The organism is Bradyrhizobium sp. CCBAU 45321 (genome assembly GCF_028128975.1).
In the GTDB taxonomy this organism is placed as follows: domain Bacteria; phylum Pseudomonadota; class Alphaproteobacteria; order Rhizobiales; family Xanthobacteraceae; genus Bradyrhizobium; species Bradyrhizobium yuanmingense.
On record NZ_LFKZ01000122.1, the window covers coordinates 136,316 to 154,647 of the forward strand.

Sequence of the window (18,332 nt, forward strand, 5' to 3'; positions counted from 1 at the left end):
GGGCGCGCCCCGCTACTTCTCCTTCACCGGCACGGTGTAGTTCAGGACCAGGCGTCCACCATCGGGATAGATTGTCTGCCCCGTGATGTAGGACGCATCGTCGCTGGCGAGGAACGCGACCACGGACGCCACCTCGCTCGGCTCGCCGCCGCGGCCGGCCGGCGTGCGTGACATCACCGTCTTGCGGGCGTCGTCCGAGGTGTAGATCGACGACTTCACCATGTCGGTCAGGATCGTGCCCGGTCCGACCGCGACGACGCGGATGTTGTGCGGGGCCAGTGCGACCGCGGCGACCGAGGTGAGCTGCTTCATGCCGCCCTTCGACATCGCGTAGGTCGCAAGCGAAGGGATCGCCAGCAGCGCGTTCACCGAGGACATGTTGATGACGACCCCGCCGCCGCCTTGGGCGATCATTTGCCTCGCCGCCGCCTGCACGCCGAAGAACGCGCCCTTCAGATTGATGCCGAGGATCTCGTCGAATTCCTCTTCGGTGATGTCGAGGATGTCGCGGTTGCGGGCGACGCCGGCATTGTTGACCATGATGTCGAGCCGGCCGAACTCCTTCACCGCGGTCGCGACCAGCTGATCCACGTCCGCGCGCTTGGCGACATTGCCGACGACAGTGCGCAATGCATCCGGCCGGGCGAGCTCCGCGGCCGTCGCAGCCAAGCCCTCGGCATCGACGTCGGAGATGACAACCTTGACGCCGTCGTCCAAAAACCTCTTCGCGCAGGCCTTGCCGATGCCGCGCGCCGCGCCGGTGATGGCCGCGACTTTGCCGGATAGTTTCATGGGTTCACTCCTGGACTAAAGCGCGATGAGATGAGGACGAATCGTCATCGCGCTTTGGGTTATTGTTTGAGCATGATCTTATCGGAAAACCGCTGCGCACTTTTCCGGATCATGCTTAGTGACGATCTCACGGACGCATTCACGCAAAGACGCGCGGGCGCAGCCCGGCATGAAACCAGGTGATCATGGAATAGATGTCGTAGACGGGCAATCCGACCGCGGCCTGAAGCGCGGCGGCATAAGGCGGCATGTTGGTGCATTCGAGCACGATGGCGCCGACATCCGGATGCTTGGCAACCAGCTCCTTGCCGGCCTCGACCACGTCGCGCTCGGCTTGCGCGATGTCCATGTCGTCCTTCTCGGCCTTGATCAGGACACGGAAGAACTCCTTCCCGTTCTCGGTGCCGACCAGCGGCGTGTCGAGCGGCACGCCGGCACCTTCGAGATGGGCCGGCGTCAAGGTCGAGCCCGACACCGTGACGAGGCCGACGCGCTTGCCGGGCGGCAGGGTCGCCTGCACCCACGGCACCTGCATCAGCGAGGAGGTCGCGACGGGAACGCCGACCGCCGCCGCGATCTCTTTCTGGAACAGCGAGAGGAAGCCGCAATTGGTGGTGATGGCCTCCGCTCCGAGCCGCACCAGATCTTTCGCCGCATCGATGAAATCGGGCAAGAGGCCGGCCGCGCCTTTCAGCACCACCTTCTCCGGCGAGGCGCCGCTCACCACGCGATAGAGCACCGGGAATGGCCAGGTCGTGCCGTTGCCCATGTCGCCGGGAATGCGGGGAAAGCGCGCCTCCAGCATCAGGATGCCGAGCGGCGCACCGTAGATGGCCTTGCCGCCACGGGCGATGCGAGAGGACGAGCTGGCTGAGGTGGTCATGGTGCGCTCTCAGAGGAAACGATCGGGTGCGAACGGCGCAAGCGGAATCTCCGGCGCCTTGCCGCTCACGAGCTGGGCGACCAGACGACCGGTGCGAGCCGAGCCGACCAGGCCGACATGGCCGTGGCCGAAAGCATAGACGATGTCGCGCGAGGCGCGCGCATAGCCGATGCAGGGACGTCCGTCCGGCATGCTCGGGCGATGGCCGAACCATGTCTTGACGCGCGAGGCCGGAATGTCCTTCGGCAGCTTCGGGAACATGCCGACGAGGTGGTTGCGCAGGATCTCGGCGCGCCTCCAGTTCGGCGCGGCCTCGAGGCCGGCGATCTCGACCGTGCCGGCGGCACGCAGGCCCTTGTTGGTCCAGTTCACCACCATCTTGGCGTCGGAGGCCATGATCGAGCTGCGTGGACCTGCTTCCGGATTCTCGATTACGACATGATAGCCACGCTCGGTCTCGAGCGGGAGGGGATCGCCGACCGACGCTGTGAGCTGCTTCGAGCGGGCACCCGCCGCGACCACTGCGGCATCACAGGCAATTTCGCCGGTCTCGGTGAGGACAGCCACGAGCTTGTTGCCGGACAACTTCAGACCGGTCGCCTTGGCGCGCACGTGCTTCGCGCCGCTGGCGATCGCATGAGCGGCAAGGGCTGCGACATAAGTGCCGGGATCGCGGCAGCGCCCGGCCTCTTCCACCACGACGCCAAAGGTGTAGCGCGGATGCAGATCCGGCTCACGCTGCCGCATTTCGTCGGCATTGAGCTCCAGCCATTCGACGCCGACCTTCTTGCGCAGGCGCCAGCCGAGATCGTTATCGAAATTGCCGCGCGAGGTGAACACGTGCATCACGCCGTTGCGCTCGATCAGCTCGGGGACGCCGGCTTCTTCCGCGAGCTTTTTGTGCAGCAGCGGCGCGTCCTTCAGGAGGTCGCGCAGCGCGAATGCCGTCGTCTCGACCCGCGCCGCGGTCCAGCCCGACAGCAGATACTTGATCAGCCAGGGCAGCGCCTTCGGCAAGTAGGACCAGCGGATCGCGAGCGGGCCGAGCGGGTCCATCAGATAGCCCGGCACCTTCCTCCAGACGCCCGGTTCCGCCGGCGGAATCACCGAATGCGAGGAGAGCCAGCCGGCATTGCCGTAGCTCGCCGCCTGTTCGCCGCCAGGCTCGCCGGGATCGATCAGCGTGACGCGGTGCCCCTCGCGCAGCGCCTCGATGGCGCTGATCACGCCGACCGCGCCGGCTCCGATGATGGCGACGTGGCGGCCGTCAGGCATCGCTTTAAGCTTTCACCGCTGGCACAAAATCCTTGCCGACCGAGATCGCCCTGGGATCGATGATGCAATGGAGGATCGACGGCTTGCCCGAGGCCAGCGCGCGCTCGAACGCCGGTGCGAACTCCTCGGTCCGCTCGACACGCTCGCCATGGCCGCCGAACGCCTTCGCATACATCGCAAAGTCCGGATTCTTGAGCTGGGTGCCGACGACGCGGCCGGGATAGTCGCGCTCCTGGTGCATGCGGATGGTGCCGTATTGCGAATTGTCGATGATGATGACGATCAGCGGCGCCTCGTACTGCACGGCGGTTGCGAATTCCTGGCCGTTCATCAGGAAGCAGCCGTCGCCGGCAAACGCGACCACGACGCGATCGGGATATTGCCGCTTGGCCAGCACGCCCGCCGGCACGCCATAGCCCATCGAGCCCGAGGTCGGTGCGAGCTGGGCCGCGAAGCTGTGGAAGCGGTGATGGCGATGAATCCAGCCGGCATAATTGCCGGCGCCGTTGCAGACGATCGCATCCTTCGGCAGGCGGTCGCGCAGCCAGGTCATCACCTGGCCGTACTGGAACGTGCCCGGCAGCTCGCGCGCGTTCTCGGTCCACGCCAGATAATCGGCATGCGCCTTGGCGGCTTCGCCCTTCCAGGCCACCGCGCCCGAAGGCTTCAGCGTCTCGACAGCGGCGGCGAAGGCTGCCGGCGTCGCCTGGATCGCCAGTTCAGGCTGATAGATGCGGCCGAGCTCTTCGGAGCCCGGATGCACATGGACCAGCTTCTGCTTCGGATTGGGAATGTCGAGCAGCGTATAGGACGATGACGGCATCTCCGACATGCGGCCGCCGATCAGCAGGAGAACGTCGGCATTGTCGATGCGCGCCTTCAGGCCGGGACTCGGCCCGATCCCGAGGTCGCCGGCATAGTGCGAATGGTCGGCGTCGATCAGCGAGGCCCGTCGGAACGAGGTCGCGACCGGCAGGTCGAACCGTTCGGCGAACCGCGCGATGCTCTTGGCCGCCTCATCGGTCCAGCGCGAGCCGCCGAGAATGACGAGTGGCGCCCTGGCGCCGGCCAGCATGGCGCCGAGCTTTTCGATATCGGCAGGCGCCGGCCAGCTCACGGCGGGCTCGATGCGCATGGCATCGGCAACGGCCGCGGTCTCGGTCAGCATGTTCTCCGGCAGCGCGATCACGACGGGACCGGGGCGGCCCTGCATGGCGATTCGGAAGGCGCGCGCGACCAGCTCCGGAATGCGGTCGGGGCGATCGATCTCGACCGCCCATTTCGCCATCGAGCCGAACACCGCCTTGTAGTCGAGCTCCTGGAACGCCTCGCGCTCGCGCATGCCGGTGTCGACCTGGCCGACGAACAGGATCATCGGCGTCGAATCCTGCATCGCGATGTGAACGCCGTGGCTGGCATTGGTGGCACCGGGGCCGCGGGTGACGAAGCAGACGCCCGGCCGCCCCGTGAGCTTGCCATATGCCTCCGCCATCATCGCCGCACCGCCTTCGGCGCGGCAGATCACGACGTCGATCGGGCTGTCATGCAGCGCATCGAGCGCCGCCAGATAGCTCTCACCCGGCACGCAGGTGACGCGCTCGACGCCTTGGGCGACGAGCTGATCGATCAGGATCTGGCCCCCGGTGCGGGTGTTGCGAATGGTCATGTCGGCTCCCTCGAGACTTCGGCGATACGCAATTGTTCGGGAACTGGCCTAAGACAGGCCGAGAGCGTGCGCAAGGTCGAAAGGCTTCTCGCAGCCTGCGCGGGCGTCATGCCCGTCCCTGCCGTTTGCACTACAGGCCCTGCCGCGGCCATGATGGCGAGGTTCGGCATCTTCGTCTACGATCCCTCTGAATCACTGTTCGGGAGCACCGGAATGCAAACCATTGGCCTGATCGGCGGCATGAGCTGGGAGAGCACCGCGCTTTACTACAAGCTCATCAACGAGCGGGTCCGCGACCGCATCGGCAAGCTGCATTCGGCCCCGCTTCTGATGTATTCCTACGATTTCGAGGAGATCAAGCAGATGCAATATGCCGGCCGCTGGCAGGAGGCGGCGGCGAGCCTCGCGGAGGTCGCGCGGCTGCTCGAAAGTGCCGGCGCGCGGGCGATCGTGTTGTGCACGAACACGATGCACAAACTGGCGCCCGAGATCATATCCAGCGTGAGCGTTCCGTTCATCCACATCGGCGATGCGACGGCCGAGCGGATCCGGGCCAAGGGATATCGGCGGGTCGGGTTGCTCGGCACCAGGTTCACGATGGAGGAAGACTTCTACATCGACCGGTTGCGCGCGCACGGTCTCGACGTCATGGTCCCTCCCGCGGACGAGCGCGCCGAGGTGAACCGCATCATTTACGAGGAGCTGTGCCTCGGCAACGTCACCGCGCCTTCGCGCCGCCGCTACCAGGAAGTGATGGCGGCGCTCGTCTCAAGTGGCGCCGAATGCATCATCCTCGGCTGCACCGAGATCACCATGCTGGTCGGCCCGGACGACACCTCGGTCGAGACGTTCGACACCACCGCCATTCACGCGGAAACGGCCGCCGATTTCGCCATCGGGTGAATCGATCTCGTCAATTTCAGCCCCGCTATCCTCACCCGCTTCGCTTCTGCCGCGCGCTCGCCAGCAGCACCAGCATGAATGAGGCCGCCGTCATCAAGGTCGAGATCGCGGCGATGGTCGGATCGATCTCGTCGCGCAGCGCGGTGAACATGCGCTTGGTCAACGGCTGATACTGGCCACCGGAAATGAACAGCGCGACGATGGTCTCGTCCATCGCCGAGATGAAGGCGAAGATTCCGCCCGCAACCACGCTGGACTTGATCTGCGGCAGCGTCACCGCGAAGAAGCTGCGCAGGCGGTTCATGCCGAGGCTGCGCGCCACCATCTCCTGCGCGGGATCGAAACTCTGCAGGCCCGCGAGCACCGAGATGACGACATAGGGCAGGCCCAGCATCACGTTGGCCAGCACGAGGCCGGGCATGGTCGCGACCAGACCGACCTTGGCATAGACGAAGAAGATGCCGACGGCGGTGATGATGATAGGCACCACCAGCGGCAACAGCAGCGCCAAGTGGATCAGCCTCATGATGCGTAGCTTCGACTGGCTGATGGCATAGGCGGCGGCCACCCCGAACGGGGTCGCGATCACGACGGTGAGGAGGGCGACCGTCAACGTCACCTGCGTCGCCTGCATCCAGGCGGGATTTGAGAAATATTGCTGGTACCAGCGCAGCGAAAAGGACGGCGGCGGAAAGGTCAGAAAGCGCGCGCTGGAGAACGAGATCGGCGCGATGATCAGAACGGGGAGGATCAGATAGATCAGCACCAGCGCGCTGATCACGTAGAGGGCAATCCGTGCAGGCGAAGCGCGCATCATTTCTGCCCCAACACGCGGTCGAGCGAGATGAAGCGACTTACAATGAAGAAGATCACGAGCACACTGATGAGCAGCACGACGGCGACCGCGCTGGCCGCGCCGAACTGGTTGTAGAGCTCGACATTGCGGCTCACCAGCATCGACACCATCACGGTGCGGCCGCCGCCGAGCAGCTCCGGCGTAATGTAGAAGCCGAGGCAGAGCACGAACACCATGGTGCAGCCCGCGAGCACACCCGGCAGCGACAGCGGCAGGAACACGCGGAAAAACGTCAGCGACGGGCTCGCACCCAGGCTGGCGCCGGCCTGCATGAGATCGTTCGGTATCTTCTGCATGGTGGCGTAGAGCGGCAGCACCATGAAGGGCAGCAGGATGTGCACGGTCGCAACCACCGTGCCAAAGGTGTTGTGGACCAGCGCGAGCGGCTCGGAGATCACATCGAGATAGCGCAGGAACTGGTTGATCACGCCGGTGCGCTGCAGCAGCGCCAGCCAGGCATAGGCGCGGACCAGCACGCTGGTCCAGAACGGCAGCACGACCAGCGACAGGATGAGGATGCTCCACCCTTTCGGCACCGAATTGGCGAGGTAGGCCACGGGATAGCCGAGCAGCAGCGCGATCACCGTGACCGCGAGGCTGATCTCGAAGGTCAGCGCAAAGCTGCGCCAGTAGACGTCTTCGGTGAAGACGCGGCGATAATTCTCCAGTGTGAAGCCGTCATGGTAGATCGACTGCCAGGCCAGCCAGCCGACCGGCAGCACGATCAGAGCCAGGATCACCAGCAGCGCCGGTGACACCAGTGCCAGCATCAGGCCGTGCTCACGGCGCTGATGTTTTTGGGAGGGATCTGGCGCTGAAGTCGTCAACGCTGCCTCGCTCACTTCTGCATGAAGGACGCCCAGCGCTTCTCGGCGGCTTCGCCGGCCGGCGAGGACCACCAGGCGTAGGACATCAGCGCCTGCTTGGCGGCGTTGGCCGGCTCGCTCGGCAATTGCGCGGCGCGCTCGGGCTTGATCACGCCCGTCTCGAAGGCCTTGGGGTTACCCGGGCCATAGTCGATGTGCAGTGGCAGATTGGCCTGGTGCACGGGATCAATGGCCTCGTTGAGGAATTTCACCGCGGTGGCGAGATTCGGCGCGCCCTTGAGGATGCAGAGCGATGTGCTCTGCAGGATGCCTTGGTTGTAGGTAAAGGTGACCTTCGCGCCTTCCTTGGCGACCGCGCTGACGCGACCGTTCCAGGCCATCTCCATGTCGACCTCGCCGTCATTGAGCAACTGCGCCGACTGCGCGCCCGAGGTCCACCACACCGTGATGTGCGGCTTGATCTCTTCCAGCTTCTTGAAGGCGCGGTCGACGTCGAGCGGATAGAGCTTGTCGGGCGCGACGCCATCGGCCATCAGCGCCGCCTCTAACGTTGCAAACGGATGGTTGCGCAGCGCGCGGCGGCCGGGGAATTTCTTCACGTCCCAGAAATCGGCCCAGCTGTTCGGCGCGTCCTTCGGGAATTTCTTCTGGCTGTAGGCAAGTACGCTCGAATAGAACTCGTAGGACACTGAATAGGGGCTGCGATAGGCCTCCGGCATCGCCGCGCCGTTTGGAATCTTCGAGAAGTCGAGCTTCTCCATCAGCCCCTGCTCGCCGCCGCGCAGGCAGTTGCCGGTCGGGGTGTCGACGACGTCCCAGATCGGCTTGCCGCTGCCGACCTGCGTCTTGATCGCGGGCCAGGCGTCCGGAATGGAGTCCTGGTTGATGGTGATGCCGAGCTTCTTGGCGGAGGGATCGAGGATCGCCACCGTCTGCGCCTGCTGATAGGCGCCGCCCTGCGAGACGAAGGTGATCTGCTCGGCGGCATCAGCCGCGCTGGTCAATCCGATTGCGCCCAGCAGCGCGCAGCCCAGTCCAAACTTCTGCTTCATCGTCATCCTCGCCTCCTCCAAATAGATCTCACCGACCGATCGCATCGAGAAACTGGTACCATCCGGCGACCATGCGCACGGCGGGCTCCCGCAGCGGATAGAATGGAATCGCCTTCATGCGTCGTGCGTCGAGCAGGCCGACGTCGGGCGTCTCGCCGCGCGCGAAGGCGGCGAGATAGCGGCCCATCAGGCTCGACATCGCAACTCCGGCGCCGTTGTAGCCGACCGAGAAGAGCGTGCGGTCGTCGAGCCGTCCGATATGCGGGACCGAGTTCAGCGTCATCGCAACCAGCCCTGACCATTTGTATGCGAGCGGGACATCGGCGAGATCGGGGAAGATGCCGACCATCGCCTTGCGCAAGGCGTCGAACGCGGCTTGCGAATCCTGCTTGCCGAAGGCGCCGCGGCCGCCGAAGATGACGCGGTTGTCGACCATGCGGAACCAGCGCATCATGCGCTTGGTCTCGGTGTAGGTGCGCCCGGTCGGCATCAGTTTTCCCGCGAGATTGCCGGGGAGCCGCTCGGTTGCGACCATGGCGCTGCGGAACGGAATCAGCGTGCGCTGCAGATGCACTGTGGCGCCGGTCAGATCCGAATAGCTGTTGGTGGCGATGATCGCCTGTTTTGCACGCACCGCGCCTTGCGGCGTCTCGGCGACGATGCCGCCGTTCTCGTGCCGGAGCTTGACGACCGGCGACTGCGCAAAAATCGGAACGCCGCGGCTTGCAACGCCGTTTGCGAGGCCGCGCAGATAGTTCAACGGATGTATCCCGCCCGAACCGGGATTGAGCACGCCGCCGACAAAGATGTCGGAGCCGGTCTCCTCGCGCACGCCGTTCCTGTCGAGGATGCGGACCGCGCCGGAGCCCATTTCGCGCGTCATCCAGTTGGCTTCGTCGATCGCAGCCTTCAGCGTCGTCTCGTTATGCGCGGCCTTGACCTGGCCGGTGCGCGTCAAATTCGCACTGGTGATGCCGAATTCGGACACCAGTTCCTCGACCATGTCGGTCGATTCATGCGCGATCTCGTACATGCGCCGTGCCATGGCGCGCCCGTGCGCGGCATCGATCTCGCGAAACGACAGGCGGAACTTTGCCGTGATCACCCCGCCATTGCGCCCACTCGCGCCCCAGCCGGGGCGGTTCGCTTCGAGCACGACGGGGCTGAGCCCGCTCTTGGCGATGTGGTGCGCGGCGGAGAGGCCGGTGTAGCCGGCGCCGATGATCACCACATCCGCCTTTTGCTCGCCCGACAGCACGGGAAACGCGCGCGCCGGCTCCGCCGTGGCTTCCCACAGTGAATTGACCGATGGCAGCGCGCGCCAGTCCCGTGTCATGCCACAGCTCTCCGTTACGCCGCCGGCCCGATGGCCGCGTCGGCAAGCGCCTTCAACGTCGGATAATGGAAGTCCGGCTTGGTCAGCGTCTCCACCGCCGGCGTGCCGCCGAAGCCGGCGATGCCCTGGCGACGCTCGATCCAGCACACCTTGTAGCCGAGCTTCCGCGCGATCCCGATGTCATGATACTGGCTCTGCGCGACGTGCAGGATGTCGGACTGCTTGTAGCCGAAGGCCGACTGGCGGCCCTTGTTGTAGGCGAAGAATTCCGGGTTCGGTTTTGCAACGCCGGTGTCGTCGGCGCAGACGGTGTCATCGAAGGGATTACCGAGCGCATGCGCGTAGCACGACAGCGCCACGCGGTCGGCATTGGTCATCGCCACCAGGCGGAACTTCGTGCGCAGGCGCTTCAGCGCCTCGACCGAGTCCGAGAACGGCCCCCAGCGCAGCACGGCAAGCTGGAAGACGTCACAGGAGGCATCGTCCGCCGGCAGCCCGAGCTCGTTGGCGAGATAGCGGTAGACGTAGAACATCACCTCGCTCGAACGCTCGTAATGCTTATCGCGCCCGCGCTTGTAGGATTCGAAGATCTGGTCATCACTGAGCTCGGCCGCCTTCTTGCCTCCGATCTTGCGGACCGCTTCAAGCACGCCGGTCTCGAAATCGATCAGGGTGCCGACGACGTCGAAGGTGAGCACCTTGAAATTGCTGAACGCGGCTTGTGTCGACATATCAGTTTCTTCTCTCGGGTTGGATGAGGCTTCAGTTTCAGTCCCGCACCCTGGGCACGACAATGGTGTCCTCGGGGTGGAGCGTGACGGTAAGGCTGCCGCCGAGCGGCGGGATGCGGTGATAGGCCTGGTGATAGCTCGGCTGGCGCAGGCTGAGTGCGATGCCATCGGCGAGCGCGAGGAAAACGCGCAGACTCTCGCCCTGATAGACGATGTCGGTGACGGTCCCGGTCAGCCGGTTACAGGCGGCATCCTGCGCGCCATCATCGATCAGCAGCTTCTCGCTGTGCACGGCCAGCATCAGGGCATCGCCATCGGGAATGGCGCGTGCGCTGCGCAGCAAGGCATTGCCGAGCGCAACGCTGGAGCCATCGACGCGGCGGACCGGCAGCATCGTGGCTTCGCCAATGAAGCTGGCGACGAAGGAATCGACGGGATGGTCATGCAGCCGCGCCGGCTCGTCGATCTGGACCAACCGACCGTCCTTCATGACGGCGACGCGGTCGCTCATGGTCAGCGCCTCGCGCTGGTCATGGGTGACATAGATGATGGTCGCGCCGATGCGCTTGTGCAACGCGCGCAGCTCGATCTGCATGGATTCGCGGAGCTGCTTGTCGAGCGCCGAGAGCGGCTCGTCCATCAGGATCAGGCGCGGCTCGAAGATCATGGCGCGCGCCAACGCCACGCGCTGGCGCTGACCGCCGGAGAGCTGCGCGATGCCGCGCTCTTCATAGCCGGCAAGCCCGACCATGCTGAGCGCTGCGCGCACCTTGTCCGGCCAGATGGATTTCGGCAGGCGTCGCGCGCGCAAGGGAAAGGCGACGTTCTCGCCGACGCTCATATGCGGAAACAGCGCGTAGTTCTGGAACACCACGCCGATGTCGCGCTTGTGCGGCGGCATGTAGGTGACGTCACGGCCTCCGAATAGAATCGTGCCTGAGGTCGGCAGGATGAAGCCGCCCAAAATGCCGAGCAGCGTGGTCTTGCCGGAGCCGGACGGGCCAAGCAGTGAGACGAATTCACCGGCGCTGACATTGAGCGAAACGTCATCGAGGGCGCGAACGGCGCCATAGGCCTTGCTGGCGGACCTGATCTCGACGCTTTCCGCTCGCTTGTCCAACGATCGACCTCGCGATGTCCCTCAGCCGGCGTGCCTCACTGCGCGCCATAAGCCTGCTTTATAGACAGGGATTTGGAGCACTCACGGCCGAAGCGTGCGCTGCACCAAATCCTCGCTCTAAAAGCCTGTCTTTAGGCTGTCATGCTCATGACACCAGACTTGGCAAAATCCGGCAATTGCCAAATTCTCACCGCGCCCATAACATGACGTTATGCCAGAGCTCCGTCGCATGCTGCCGTCCGGCAACGCCCTGTTCGTCTTCGACGCGGCGGCGCGCAATGGCAGCTTCACGGCTGCGGCCGCCGAGCTGAACGTCACGCAGCCGGCGGTGAGCCGCATGCTCGGCCAGTTCGAGGAGCATCTCGGCGTCCGCCTGTTCGATCGCAAGGCGGGCCGCGCGGTGCTCACCGAGGAAGGCGAGCTGCTCTATCGCCGCGTGCTCGAAGGCTTCCGCAGCATCGAGAGCGGGCTCGTCGAGATCGAGCGGCGCCGCAAGGGCACCGAGACGGTGACGCTGTCGGTCTCCTCCGCCTTCACCACGCACTGGCTAATGCCGCGCATCGACAAGCTGCAGAAGCAGTTTCCGCAAGTCGATCTGCGTTTCCAGTTGATTTCCGGCGCGCTGCGCGGACCGGTGGAGAATGTCGATCTCGGCATGCGCTTCCGTGACCGCGACGAGCCGCCCTCCGGCGGCACGCTGGTGATGAAGGAAGTGATGCTGCCGATGTGCAGCCCCGGCTATCTCGGCGAGACCGATCCCGCCGAGGGCAACACCATCATCCGCCTCGCCGAGACACCGGGCGACTGGGCTGCGGATTACGCTTCCCTCCTCACCGGCCGCCGCGGCGCGGCCAAGGCGCTGAGCTTTACCGACTATGCGGTCGTGGTGCAGGCCGCGCTGCTCGGCCAGGGCATCGCGCTCGGCTGGCTGACGGTCGCCTCGCACTGGCTGCTCACCGGCGCGCTGGTGCCGGCCTCCGACCGGCTCACCACCACGCGCCGCATCTGCGAATTCCTGCCGCCGCGCAACCGCCCGATGCGCCCGATCGCCGCCGAGATCCGCGACTGGATCATCGCGCAGATGAAAAGCGAGATCGCCGCGATCGACCGGCTCTATCCGAAGCTCGGCGCCATGGCGGCGTGCTATTGAGCCTGGAGCGAGCTTCACAAGAAGCCGTCATGCCCGGGCTTGTCCCGGGCATCCACGTTCGCCGTGCCACGTGGTAAGGCGTGGATGGCCGGGACAAGCCCGGCCATGACGCTGTGGAGGCGTCGCCCCCCTCCCTCCACGTCATTGCGAGCGTAGCGAAGCAATCCAGAGTCTTTCCGCGGAGGGATTCTGGGTTGCTTCGCTGCGCTCGCAATGACGACGTGGATAGAGTTGTGGCTCTACCGATGCTCGATCGCCCTGATCGCGCCGCGCAACTCTGCGAGGCCGCGCAGGCGGCCGATCGCGGTGTAGCCGGGATTGGTGCGCTTGGTGGCGGCGAGATCGTCGAGCATGCGGTGGCCGTGGTCGGGACGGAACACGATTCGCTTGTCCGGTGCGCGCCGTGCGTTCTCCTTTAGCAGCGCCTTGAGCACCGCGATCATGTCGACGTCGCCGTCGAGATGGTCGGACTCGTAGAACGACAGCCCGTCCGCCTCGCGCTTGGTCGCGCGCAGATGGGCGAACGCGATGCGCGGGCCGAAACGCTCGGCCATTTCAGGCAGATTGTTCTCCGCGCGCACTCCGAGCGAGCCGGTGCAGAAGCAGATGCCGTTCGCCTTGGACGGCACCGCATCGAACAGCGCCTGATAATCGTCGGCCGACGAGGCGATGCGCGGCAGGCCGAACAGCGGCCGCGGCGGATCGTCCGGGTGCAGCGTCAAGGAGACACCGAGCTGCTCGGCGACCGGCGTCACGCGCGCGAGGAATTCCGCGAGATGCCGCCTCAGGATCTCAGGCGTGATGTCGCGATAGGTCTCCAGCCGGTCGCGGAATTGCGGGATGGTCATCGGCTCGGTGGTCGAACCCGGCAGCGCGCTGGCGATCACCATGACGAGATAGTCGATATCCGCCTGGCTCATCTGCTCGAACAGCTTTTTCGCGCGCGCCTGCTGCTCGGGGCTATACTCCTGCGCGGCCGCCGGGCGCTTCAGGATGTGCAGTTCAAATGCCGCAAAGCGGTCCTGGTCGAAGCGCATGGCACGGGCACCGTTCGGCAGCTCCCATTCCAGATCGGTGCGGCACCAGTCCACCACGGGCATGAAGTTGTAGCATATGATCTTGATGCCGCTGGCCGCCACCGCCTCCAGGCTCGCAATCCACACCTCGATCGACTTGGTCGCTTTTCCGCCGAGGCGCTTGACGTCGTCGGGGATCGGAATCGATTCCACCACCGACCAGGTCAGCTGCGAGCGGCCGGGCTGGCCATTCTCGATGAAATTCTTGCGCTCCTCGACCGCCTTGCGCGTCCAGGCCTCCCCGATCGGCACCTGATGCAGCGCCGAGACGATCTGGCTCGCCCCGGCCTGCCTGACATCATCGAGCGAGACCGGATCATCCGGCCCGTACCAGCGCCATCCCTCCAGCATCATGTGCTGCCTCCCAAAGCGTTTTCGAGCGAAGTCGGTACGCGGTTCGCGTGAAGAAAACGCGTCAAAACAAAAGTCAGTTCGCGGTCAGCACGACCTTGACGCTCTGCGAGCGGTCCAGCGCCAGCCGCAGCGCATCAGGCGCGGTCGAGAGCGGCCGCTCGGCGGTGACCAGCGACAACACGTCGACGCTGCCGTTGCCGATCAGTTCCACCGCATTCATGAACTCGAAGCCGAAGCGGAACGAGCCGCGCAGGTCGATCTCCTTGGCCATCACCGCATTCGACGGCGTCGGGATCTGGCCGCCCGGCAGATTGCCGATCTGCACCACGACGCCGCCGCGCCTGACGATGCCGATCGCGCTGGCTAGGCCCGCAGCCGTGCCCGAGACCTCGAAGGCGACGTCATAGGGGCGCAACGCGGCCTGCGCCTTCAGCCCTTCCTCGCCGGCCGAGACATTCTCGACATGGGAGGCGCCGAGCTTGGTCGCAAAAGCCAGCGGCGCCGGCGCGATGTCGGCCACGGTGATGTCGGCCATGCCGGCGCGGTGCGCCGCGAGCATGGTCAGAAGCCCGATCGGGCCGGCGCCGAAGATGATGCCGCGCTTGCCCTCGATCTTGCCGGCGCGCGCGACCGCGTGCAGGCACACCGCGAGCGGCTCGGCCAGCGCCGCGGCCTGGTACGAGACGTGGTCCGGGATCTTCACGCACTGCGCCGGGATCGCATCGAAATAATTGGCGAAGCCGCCTTGCATGTGCGGCGTCTTCGAGGCCGATCCCATGAAATAGATGTTCTCGCACAAGTTCGGCCGGCCTTCGCGGCAGGCGACGCAATGGCCGCACCAGCGCGACGGGTTGACGGCGACGCGGTCGCCGACCTTCAGGTTCGCAGCGGCACCGGAGATCTCCACGACCTCGCCCGAGATCTCGTGTCCCAGCACCAGCGGCGACTTCACCACGAAGTCTCCGGTGCGGGCATGACGGAAATAGTGCATGTCCGAGCCGCAGATGCCGCCGGCACCGAAGCGGATGCGGACCATGCCCTGGCTAAGCTTGTCGAGCGGATGCTCGATCATGCGCAGGTCTTCGGGGCCGAACAGGGTCGCGGCGAGAGCAGTCGAGGTCATTTGGAGAGTCCCATGTATTTTGGCAGCCAGAGGGTCAGTTCGGGAATGAAGGTGATCGCGATCAGCGCCAGCATCAGCGGCACCAGCCAGGGCAGGATTGCCACCGTCGTGCGCTCGACGGAGAGCTTTGCCACGCGGGCGAGCACGAACAGCACCATGCCGAGCGGCGGATGCAGCAGGCCGATCATCAGGTTCAGCGTCATGATCAGGCCGAAATGAATGGGGTCGATGCCGAGCTTGAGCACGATCGGCAGCAGGATCGGCACCAGGATGGTGATCGCCGCCGTGGTGTCGATGAAGCATCCCACGAACAGGATCAGGACATTGGCAAGCGCCAGGAACACCCATTTGTTCTGGGTGATGCTGAGCATCCAGTCCGACAGCATCTGCGCCGCCTGCGACACCGTGAGCAGCCAGGCGAAGATCGAGGCCGCCGTGACGATGAACAGCACTGAGGCCGTGGTCTCGATGGTGTCGAAAGTCGCCTTGGCGACGGTCTGGAACGTCATGGTGCGGTAGCGCACGAGGCCGAGGAACAGCGACCAGATCACCGCGGCAACCGCAGCTTCCGTCGGCGTGAACCAGCCGAGCGTCATGCCGCCGATCAGGATCACCGGCGCCATCAGCGCCATCACCGCCGAGAAATCGAAATACCAGTCGATCAGGAGCAGCGTGCCGAGGCCGATGACGACGGCGGTGTTGACCGAGAGACCGGCGAGGACCATCAGCCAGATCGCCATCGGGAATGACAGCACGATCAGGATCTCGAGGCCGGCCGAGCCGAGCTGCGGCCAGGAGAACGGCGTGTCGCTGCCCCATTTGTTCTTGTGCGCGAAATAGGTGACGGTCACCATCATGAACAGCGTCAGCACGACGCCGGGAATGACGCCGCCCAGGAACAGCGCGCCGATCGAGACGTTCGCCATCATGCCGTAGATCACGAACGGCAGCGACGGCGGGATGATCGGCCCGAGCGTTGCCGAAGCCGCGGTGACGCCGACCGAGAACTCGGTGGAGTAGCCGTGGTCCTTCATCGCCTTGATCTCGATGGTGCCGAGACCGGCGGCATCCGCAATCGCGGTGCCGGACATGCCGGAGAAGATCACCGAGCCGATGATGTTGACGTGGCCGAGGCCGCCGCGCATCCACCCCACCAGCGCAACCGCGAATTTGTAGATGCGGCCGGTAACGCCGGCGATGTTCATGAGATTGCCGGCCAGGATGAAGAACGGCACGGCGAGCAGCGGGAAGCTCTCGACGCCGGCGATCATGCGCTGCGCCAGCGTGACATCTGGCGTCACGCCGCTGACCAGGATGTAGAGCAGCGACGACACCGCCATGGCGATCGCCACGGGAACGCCGAGCAGCATGAGAACGAGAAAGCCTCCGAGCAACAGCAGCATGGTTTTATCCTTCCGATCCGTCGTAGGCACCGGGACGTTCGAGGACCGAGTAACCCTGCCGCCAGTTCTGGATTGCCACCTGCACGGAGCGTGCGAGCATCAGCACGAACCCGAGCAACACGGCGTAATAGACATAGTCCTTGGGAAGATTGATGGTGGTCATCTGCTCGTCGCCGATGATCCTGATGTAGACCCAGACCAGCTTGATGGCGTAGCCAAAGAAGGCGATCCGGATCAGGTCGATCGCGGTCGACAGCACGCGCCCTACGGCATGCGGCAGGTAGCGATAGACGAGGTCGACCTGGATATGCCGCGACAGCCGTACGCACATCGACGAGCCGATGAAGACCACGCCGATCAGGCAATAGGTCGCGATCTCCTCGGTCCAGGCGTAGCTGTCGTTGAGCACGTAACGGGTGAAGAACTGCAGGAAGACGGCGAGCGCCATCACCCAGAAGATCGCGAGCGCCACCCAGTCCTCGAAGGCGTAGACGCCGAGATCGACCTTCGGCGTCGCCTCCTCCTCGAAGGTGTGCGCGATCTCGTCCGCGGTGATCTGCCGGTGGATTTCGGCGGTGGACATGTTACCTCTCTCCAAATCGTCGTTCCGGGGCGACGCGTCAGCGTCGAACCCGGAATGACGTCTTTGTTCTACTGTCTCACGCTTGCTCCGCTCCTCATCCTGAGGAGCTTGCGAAGCAAGCGTCTCGAAGGATGCCCCCGGGCGACGCCTGGGCTTTCATGGTTCGAGACGCGCTTCGCGCTCCTCACCATGAGGGTCTTATGGCGGGGCAAGCGGCGGTCACTTCACCGCCTGGATCTTCTCCCAGTCGGCCTTGCGGTATCCGAACGTCTCGAACGCGACGTTCTTCAGCACGGTGTCGCGGAACTCGTTCTTGTCGACCTCGGTCACGGTCAGCCCCTTGTCCTTGAAGAAGGCGACCAGCTTGGCCTCGTTCTGCTTGATCTCTCCGGTGGCCTTGGCAGCCGCCTCCTGCGCCACATCGGTGAAGATCTTCTTGTCCTCGTCGCTGAGCTTCTTCCACAGCGCGCCGGCGATCACCGTGTTGAGATGGTCGACGATGTGGCCGGTCAGCACGATGTGCTTCTGCACCTCGTAGAACTTCTTAGCCTCGATCGTCGTCAGCGGATTTTCCTGCGCCTCGACGGTGCCGTTCTGGAGCGCGAGATAGACCTCGGCGAAGGCGATCGGCGCGGTGTTGGCGCCGCAGGCGCGCGGCATTGCGAGATAGGCCGGAACGTCGGGCACGCGGATCTTCAGGCCCTTCATGTCCGCGCAGGTCTTGATCGGCTTGTTGGACGAGGTCTGGCGCACGCCGTAATAGGTCACCGCGACGATGTGGTGGCCGCTCTTGTCCTCATAGCCCTTGGCGAGCTCCTTGAAGATGTCGCTCTTGGTGTAGGCGAGCAGATGATCGGCATCGCGGAAGGTGTAGGGATAATAGGTCACGCCGATCGGCGCGAAGCTCTTGGCCGCGAAGCTCGATCCGGAGATGATGATGTCGACCGAGCCGAGCGAGAGGCCCTGGTTGATGTCGGTCTCCTTGCCGAGCTGAGAGGCCGGATAGACCTCAATCGCATAGCGGCCGTTGGTGCGCTTGCCGATCTCCTGCGCGGCCCAGACCGAGGCGGTGTGGAACGGCTCCGAGGGCTCGTAGACATGGGCCCATTTGAGCTTGGTCTGCGCCATGCTGGCGCTGGTCGCTGCCAACAGCGTGGCGGCGGACATCACTGCTGCAATCGTCATCTTCTTCAACATCGACT

Annotated in this window: 17 protein-coding genes; 2 read left to right on the forward strand and 15 right to left on the reverse strand. The window is 64.8% G+C overall.

The window, feature by feature from the left end:
* Positions 1–12 precede the first annotated feature (12 nt).
* The 4 genes from ACM43_RS18715 to ACM43_RS18730 all read right to left on the reverse strand — a co-directional run bounded on the left by ACM43_RS18715 (position 13) and on the right by ACM43_RS18730 (position 4,616).
* Positions 13–792, reverse strand: coding sequence for an SDR family NAD(P)-dependent oxidoreductase (locus ACM43_RS18715; protein ID WP_271542065.1), 780 nt, complete (start codon positions 790–792; stop codon positions 13–15).
* Positions 793–931: 139 nt separating this feature from the next.
* Complete coding sequence (locus tag ACM43_RS18720) at positions 932–1,675, reverse strand: aspartate/glutamate racemase family protein (RefSeq protein ID WP_271542066.1); 744 nt, start codon at positions 1,673–1,675, stop codon at positions 932–934.
* A gap of 9 nt (positions 1,676–1,684) precedes the next feature.
* Positions 1,685–2,950, reverse strand: a complete 1,266-nt coding sequence (locus ACM43_RS18725; RefSeq protein ID WP_271542067.1) for an NAD(P)/FAD-dependent oxidoreductase — start codon at positions 2,948–2,950, stop codon at positions 1,685–1,687.
* A 4-nt stretch (positions 2,951–2,954) separates the two neighbouring features.
* Positions 2,955–4,616, reverse strand: coding sequence for a thiamine pyrophosphate-binding protein (locus ACM43_RS18730; protein ID WP_271542068.1), 1,662 nt, complete (start codon positions 4,614–4,616; stop codon positions 2,955–2,957).
* Between the two features lie 213 nt (positions 4,617–4,829).
* Here ACM43_RS18730 and ACM43_RS18735 point away from each other — a divergent pair, with 213 nt between their 5' ends.
* A complete protein-coding gene (locus tag ACM43_RS18735) occupies positions 4,830–5,519 on the forward strand; it encodes an aspartate/glutamate racemase family protein (RefSeq protein WP_271542069.1) in 690 nt (229 codons plus the stop codon).
* Positions 5,520–5,550: 31 nt separating this feature from the next.
* On the opposite strand, the gene ACM43_RS18740 is transcribed toward ACM43_RS18735, so the two are convergent.
* The 6 genes from ACM43_RS18740 to ACM43_RS18765 form a co-directional block, all read right to left on the reverse strand.
* Positions 5,551–6,336: an ABC transporter permease gene (locus ACM43_RS18740; protein WP_036042384.1), complete on the reverse strand. Its 786-nt coding sequence runs from the start codon at positions 6,334–6,336 to the stop codon at positions 5,551–5,553.
* On the reverse strand, positions 6,333–7,145 hold the full coding sequence (locus tag ACM43_RS18745) for an ABC transporter permease (RefSeq protein ID WP_198399642.1): 813 nt from the start codon (positions 7,143–7,145) through the stop codon (positions 6,333–6,335). Before ACM43_RS18745 ends, ACM43_RS18740 begins: the two co-directional genes overlap by 4 nt.
* A 68-nt stretch (positions 7,146–7,213) precedes the next feature.
* Positions 7,214–8,260, reverse strand: coding sequence for an ABC transporter substrate-binding protein (locus tag ACM43_RS18750; RefSeq protein WP_271542070.1), 1,047 nt, complete (start codon positions 8,258–8,260; stop codon positions 7,214–7,216).
* Positions 8,261–8,282: 22 nt separating this feature from the next.
* On the reverse strand, positions 8,283–9,590 hold the full coding sequence (locus ACM43_RS18755; RefSeq protein WP_271542071.1) for an NAD(P)/FAD-dependent oxidoreductase: 1,308 nt from the start codon (positions 9,588–9,590) through the stop codon (positions 8,283–8,285).
* A 14-nt stretch (positions 9,591–9,604) separates the two neighbouring features.
* On the reverse strand, positions 9,605–10,321 hold the full coding sequence (locus tag ACM43_RS18760) for an HAD family hydrolase (protein ID WP_157281848.1): 717 nt from the start codon (positions 10,319–10,321) through the stop codon (positions 9,605–9,607).
* A 37-nt stretch (positions 10,322–10,358) separates the two neighbouring features.
* A complete protein-coding gene (locus ACM43_RS18765) occupies positions 10,359–11,441 on the reverse strand; it encodes an ABC transporter ATP-binding protein (RefSeq protein WP_271542072.1) in 1,083 nt (360 codons plus the stop codon).
* A gap of 211 nt (positions 11,442–11,652) precedes the next feature.
* Here ACM43_RS18765 and ACM43_RS18770 point away from each other — a divergent pair, with 211 nt between their 5' ends.
* Positions 11,653–12,591 carry a LysR family transcriptional regulator gene (locus ACM43_RS18770; RefSeq protein WP_157281852.1) on the forward strand — a complete coding sequence of 313 codons (939 nt, stop codon included), beginning with the start codon at positions 11,653–11,655 and terminating at the stop codon, positions 12,589–12,591.
* Between the two features lie 239 nt (positions 12,592–12,830).
* Here the strand turns inward: ACM43_RS18770 and uxuA are convergent, their stop codons facing one another.
* From uxuA to ACM43_RS18795, 5 genes are all read right to left on the reverse strand, one after another.
* Complete coding sequence (gene uxuA / locus ACM43_RS18775; protein WP_271542125.1) at positions 12,831–14,018, reverse strand: mannonate dehydratase; 1,188 nt, start codon at positions 14,016–14,018, stop codon at positions 12,831–12,833.
* A 76-nt stretch (positions 14,019–14,094) separates the two neighbouring features.
* Positions 14,095–15,144 (reverse strand): L-idonate 5-dehydrogenase, encoded by a 1,050-nt coding sequence (locus tag ACM43_RS18780; RefSeq protein WP_271542073.1) that lies wholly within the window; start codon positions 15,142–15,144, stop codon positions 14,095–14,097.
* Positions 15,141–16,547, reverse strand: a complete 1,407-nt coding sequence (locus tag ACM43_RS18785) for a TRAP transporter large permease (RefSeq protein WP_036042393.1) — start codon at positions 16,545–16,547, stop codon at positions 15,141–15,143. Before ACM43_RS18785 ends, ACM43_RS18780 begins: the two co-directional genes overlap by 4 nt.
* 4 nt (positions 16,548–16,551) lie before the next feature.
* On the reverse strand, positions 16,552–17,130 hold the full coding sequence (locus tag ACM43_RS18790; protein WP_271542074.1) for a TRAP transporter small permease: 579 nt from the start codon (positions 17,128–17,130) through the stop codon (positions 16,552–16,554).
* A 219-nt stretch (positions 17,131–17,349) separates the two neighbouring features.
* A complete protein-coding gene (locus ACM43_RS18795) occupies positions 17,350–18,315 on the reverse strand; it encodes a sialic acid TRAP transporter substrate-binding protein SiaP (RefSeq protein WP_404546305.1) in 966 nt (321 codons plus the stop codon).
* Positions 18,316–18,332: the final 17 nt, after the last annotated feature.

Excerpts from the sequence above, each read along its gene's own strand:
- ACM43_RS18760 (WP_157281848.1), bottom strand. The coding sequence starts at position 10,321 with ATGTCGACACAAGCCGCGTTCAGCAATTTCAAGGTGCTCACCTTCGAC.
- ACM43_RS18730 (WP_271542068.1), bottom strand. The coding sequence starts at position 4,616 with ATGACCATTCGCAACACCCGCACCGGGGGCCAGATCCTGATCGATCAG.
- ACM43_RS18795 (WP_404546305.1), bottom strand. The coding sequence starts at position 18,315 with ATGACGATTGCAGCAGTGATGTCCGCCGCCACGCTGTTGGCAGCGACC.
- ACM43_RS18755 (WP_271542071.1), bottom strand. The coding sequence starts at position 9,590 with ATGACACGGGACTGGCGCGCGCTGCCATCGGTCAATTCACTGTGGGAA.
- ACM43_RS18750 (WP_271542070.1), bottom strand. The coding sequence starts at position 8,260 with ATGACGATGAAGCAGAAGTTTGGACTGGGCTGCGCGCTGCTGGGCGCA.
- ACM43_RS18740 (WP_036042384.1), bottom strand. The coding sequence starts at position 6,336 with ATGATGCGCGCTTCGCCTGCACGGATTGCCCTCTACGTGATCAGCGCG.
- ACM43_RS18780 (WP_271542073.1), bottom strand. The coding sequence starts at position 15,144 with ATGACCTCGACTGCTCTCGCCGCGACCCTGTTCGGCCCCGAAGACCTG.
- ACM43_RS18745 (WP_198399642.1), bottom strand. The coding sequence starts at position 7,145 with ATGCTGGCACTGGTGTCACCGGCGCTGCTGGTGATCCTGGCTCTGATC.
- ACM43_RS18735 (WP_271542069.1), top strand. The coding sequence starts at position 4,830 with ATGCAAACCATTGGCCTGATCGGCGGCATGAGCTGGGAGAGCACCGCG.
- ACM43_RS18770 (WP_157281852.1), top strand. The coding sequence starts at position 11,653 with ATGCCAGAGCTCCGTCGCATGCTGCCGTCCGGCAACGCCCTGTTCGTC.
- uxuA (WP_271542125.1), bottom strand. The coding sequence starts at position 14,018 with ATGCTGGAGGGATGGCGCTGGTACGGGCCGGATGATCCGGTCTCGCTC.
- ACM43_RS18790 (WP_271542074.1), bottom strand. The coding sequence starts at position 17,130 with ATGTCCACCGCCGAAATCCACCGGCAGATCACCGCGGACGAGATCGCG.
- ACM43_RS18720 (WP_271542066.1), bottom strand. The coding sequence starts at position 1,675 with ATGACCACCTCAGCCAGCTCGTCCTCTCGCATCGCCCGTGGCGGCAAG.
- ACM43_RS18715 (WP_271542065.1), bottom strand. The coding sequence starts at position 792 with ATGAAACTATCCGGCAAAGTCGCGGCCATCACCGGCGCGGCGCGCGGC.
- ACM43_RS18725 (WP_271542067.1), bottom strand. The coding sequence starts at position 2,950 with ATGCCTGACGGCCGCCACGTCGCCATCATCGGAGCCGGCGCGGTCGGC.
- ACM43_RS18785 (WP_036042393.1), bottom strand. The coding sequence starts at position 16,547 with ATGCTGCTGTTGCTCGGAGGCTTTCTCGTTCTCATGCTGCTCGGCGTT.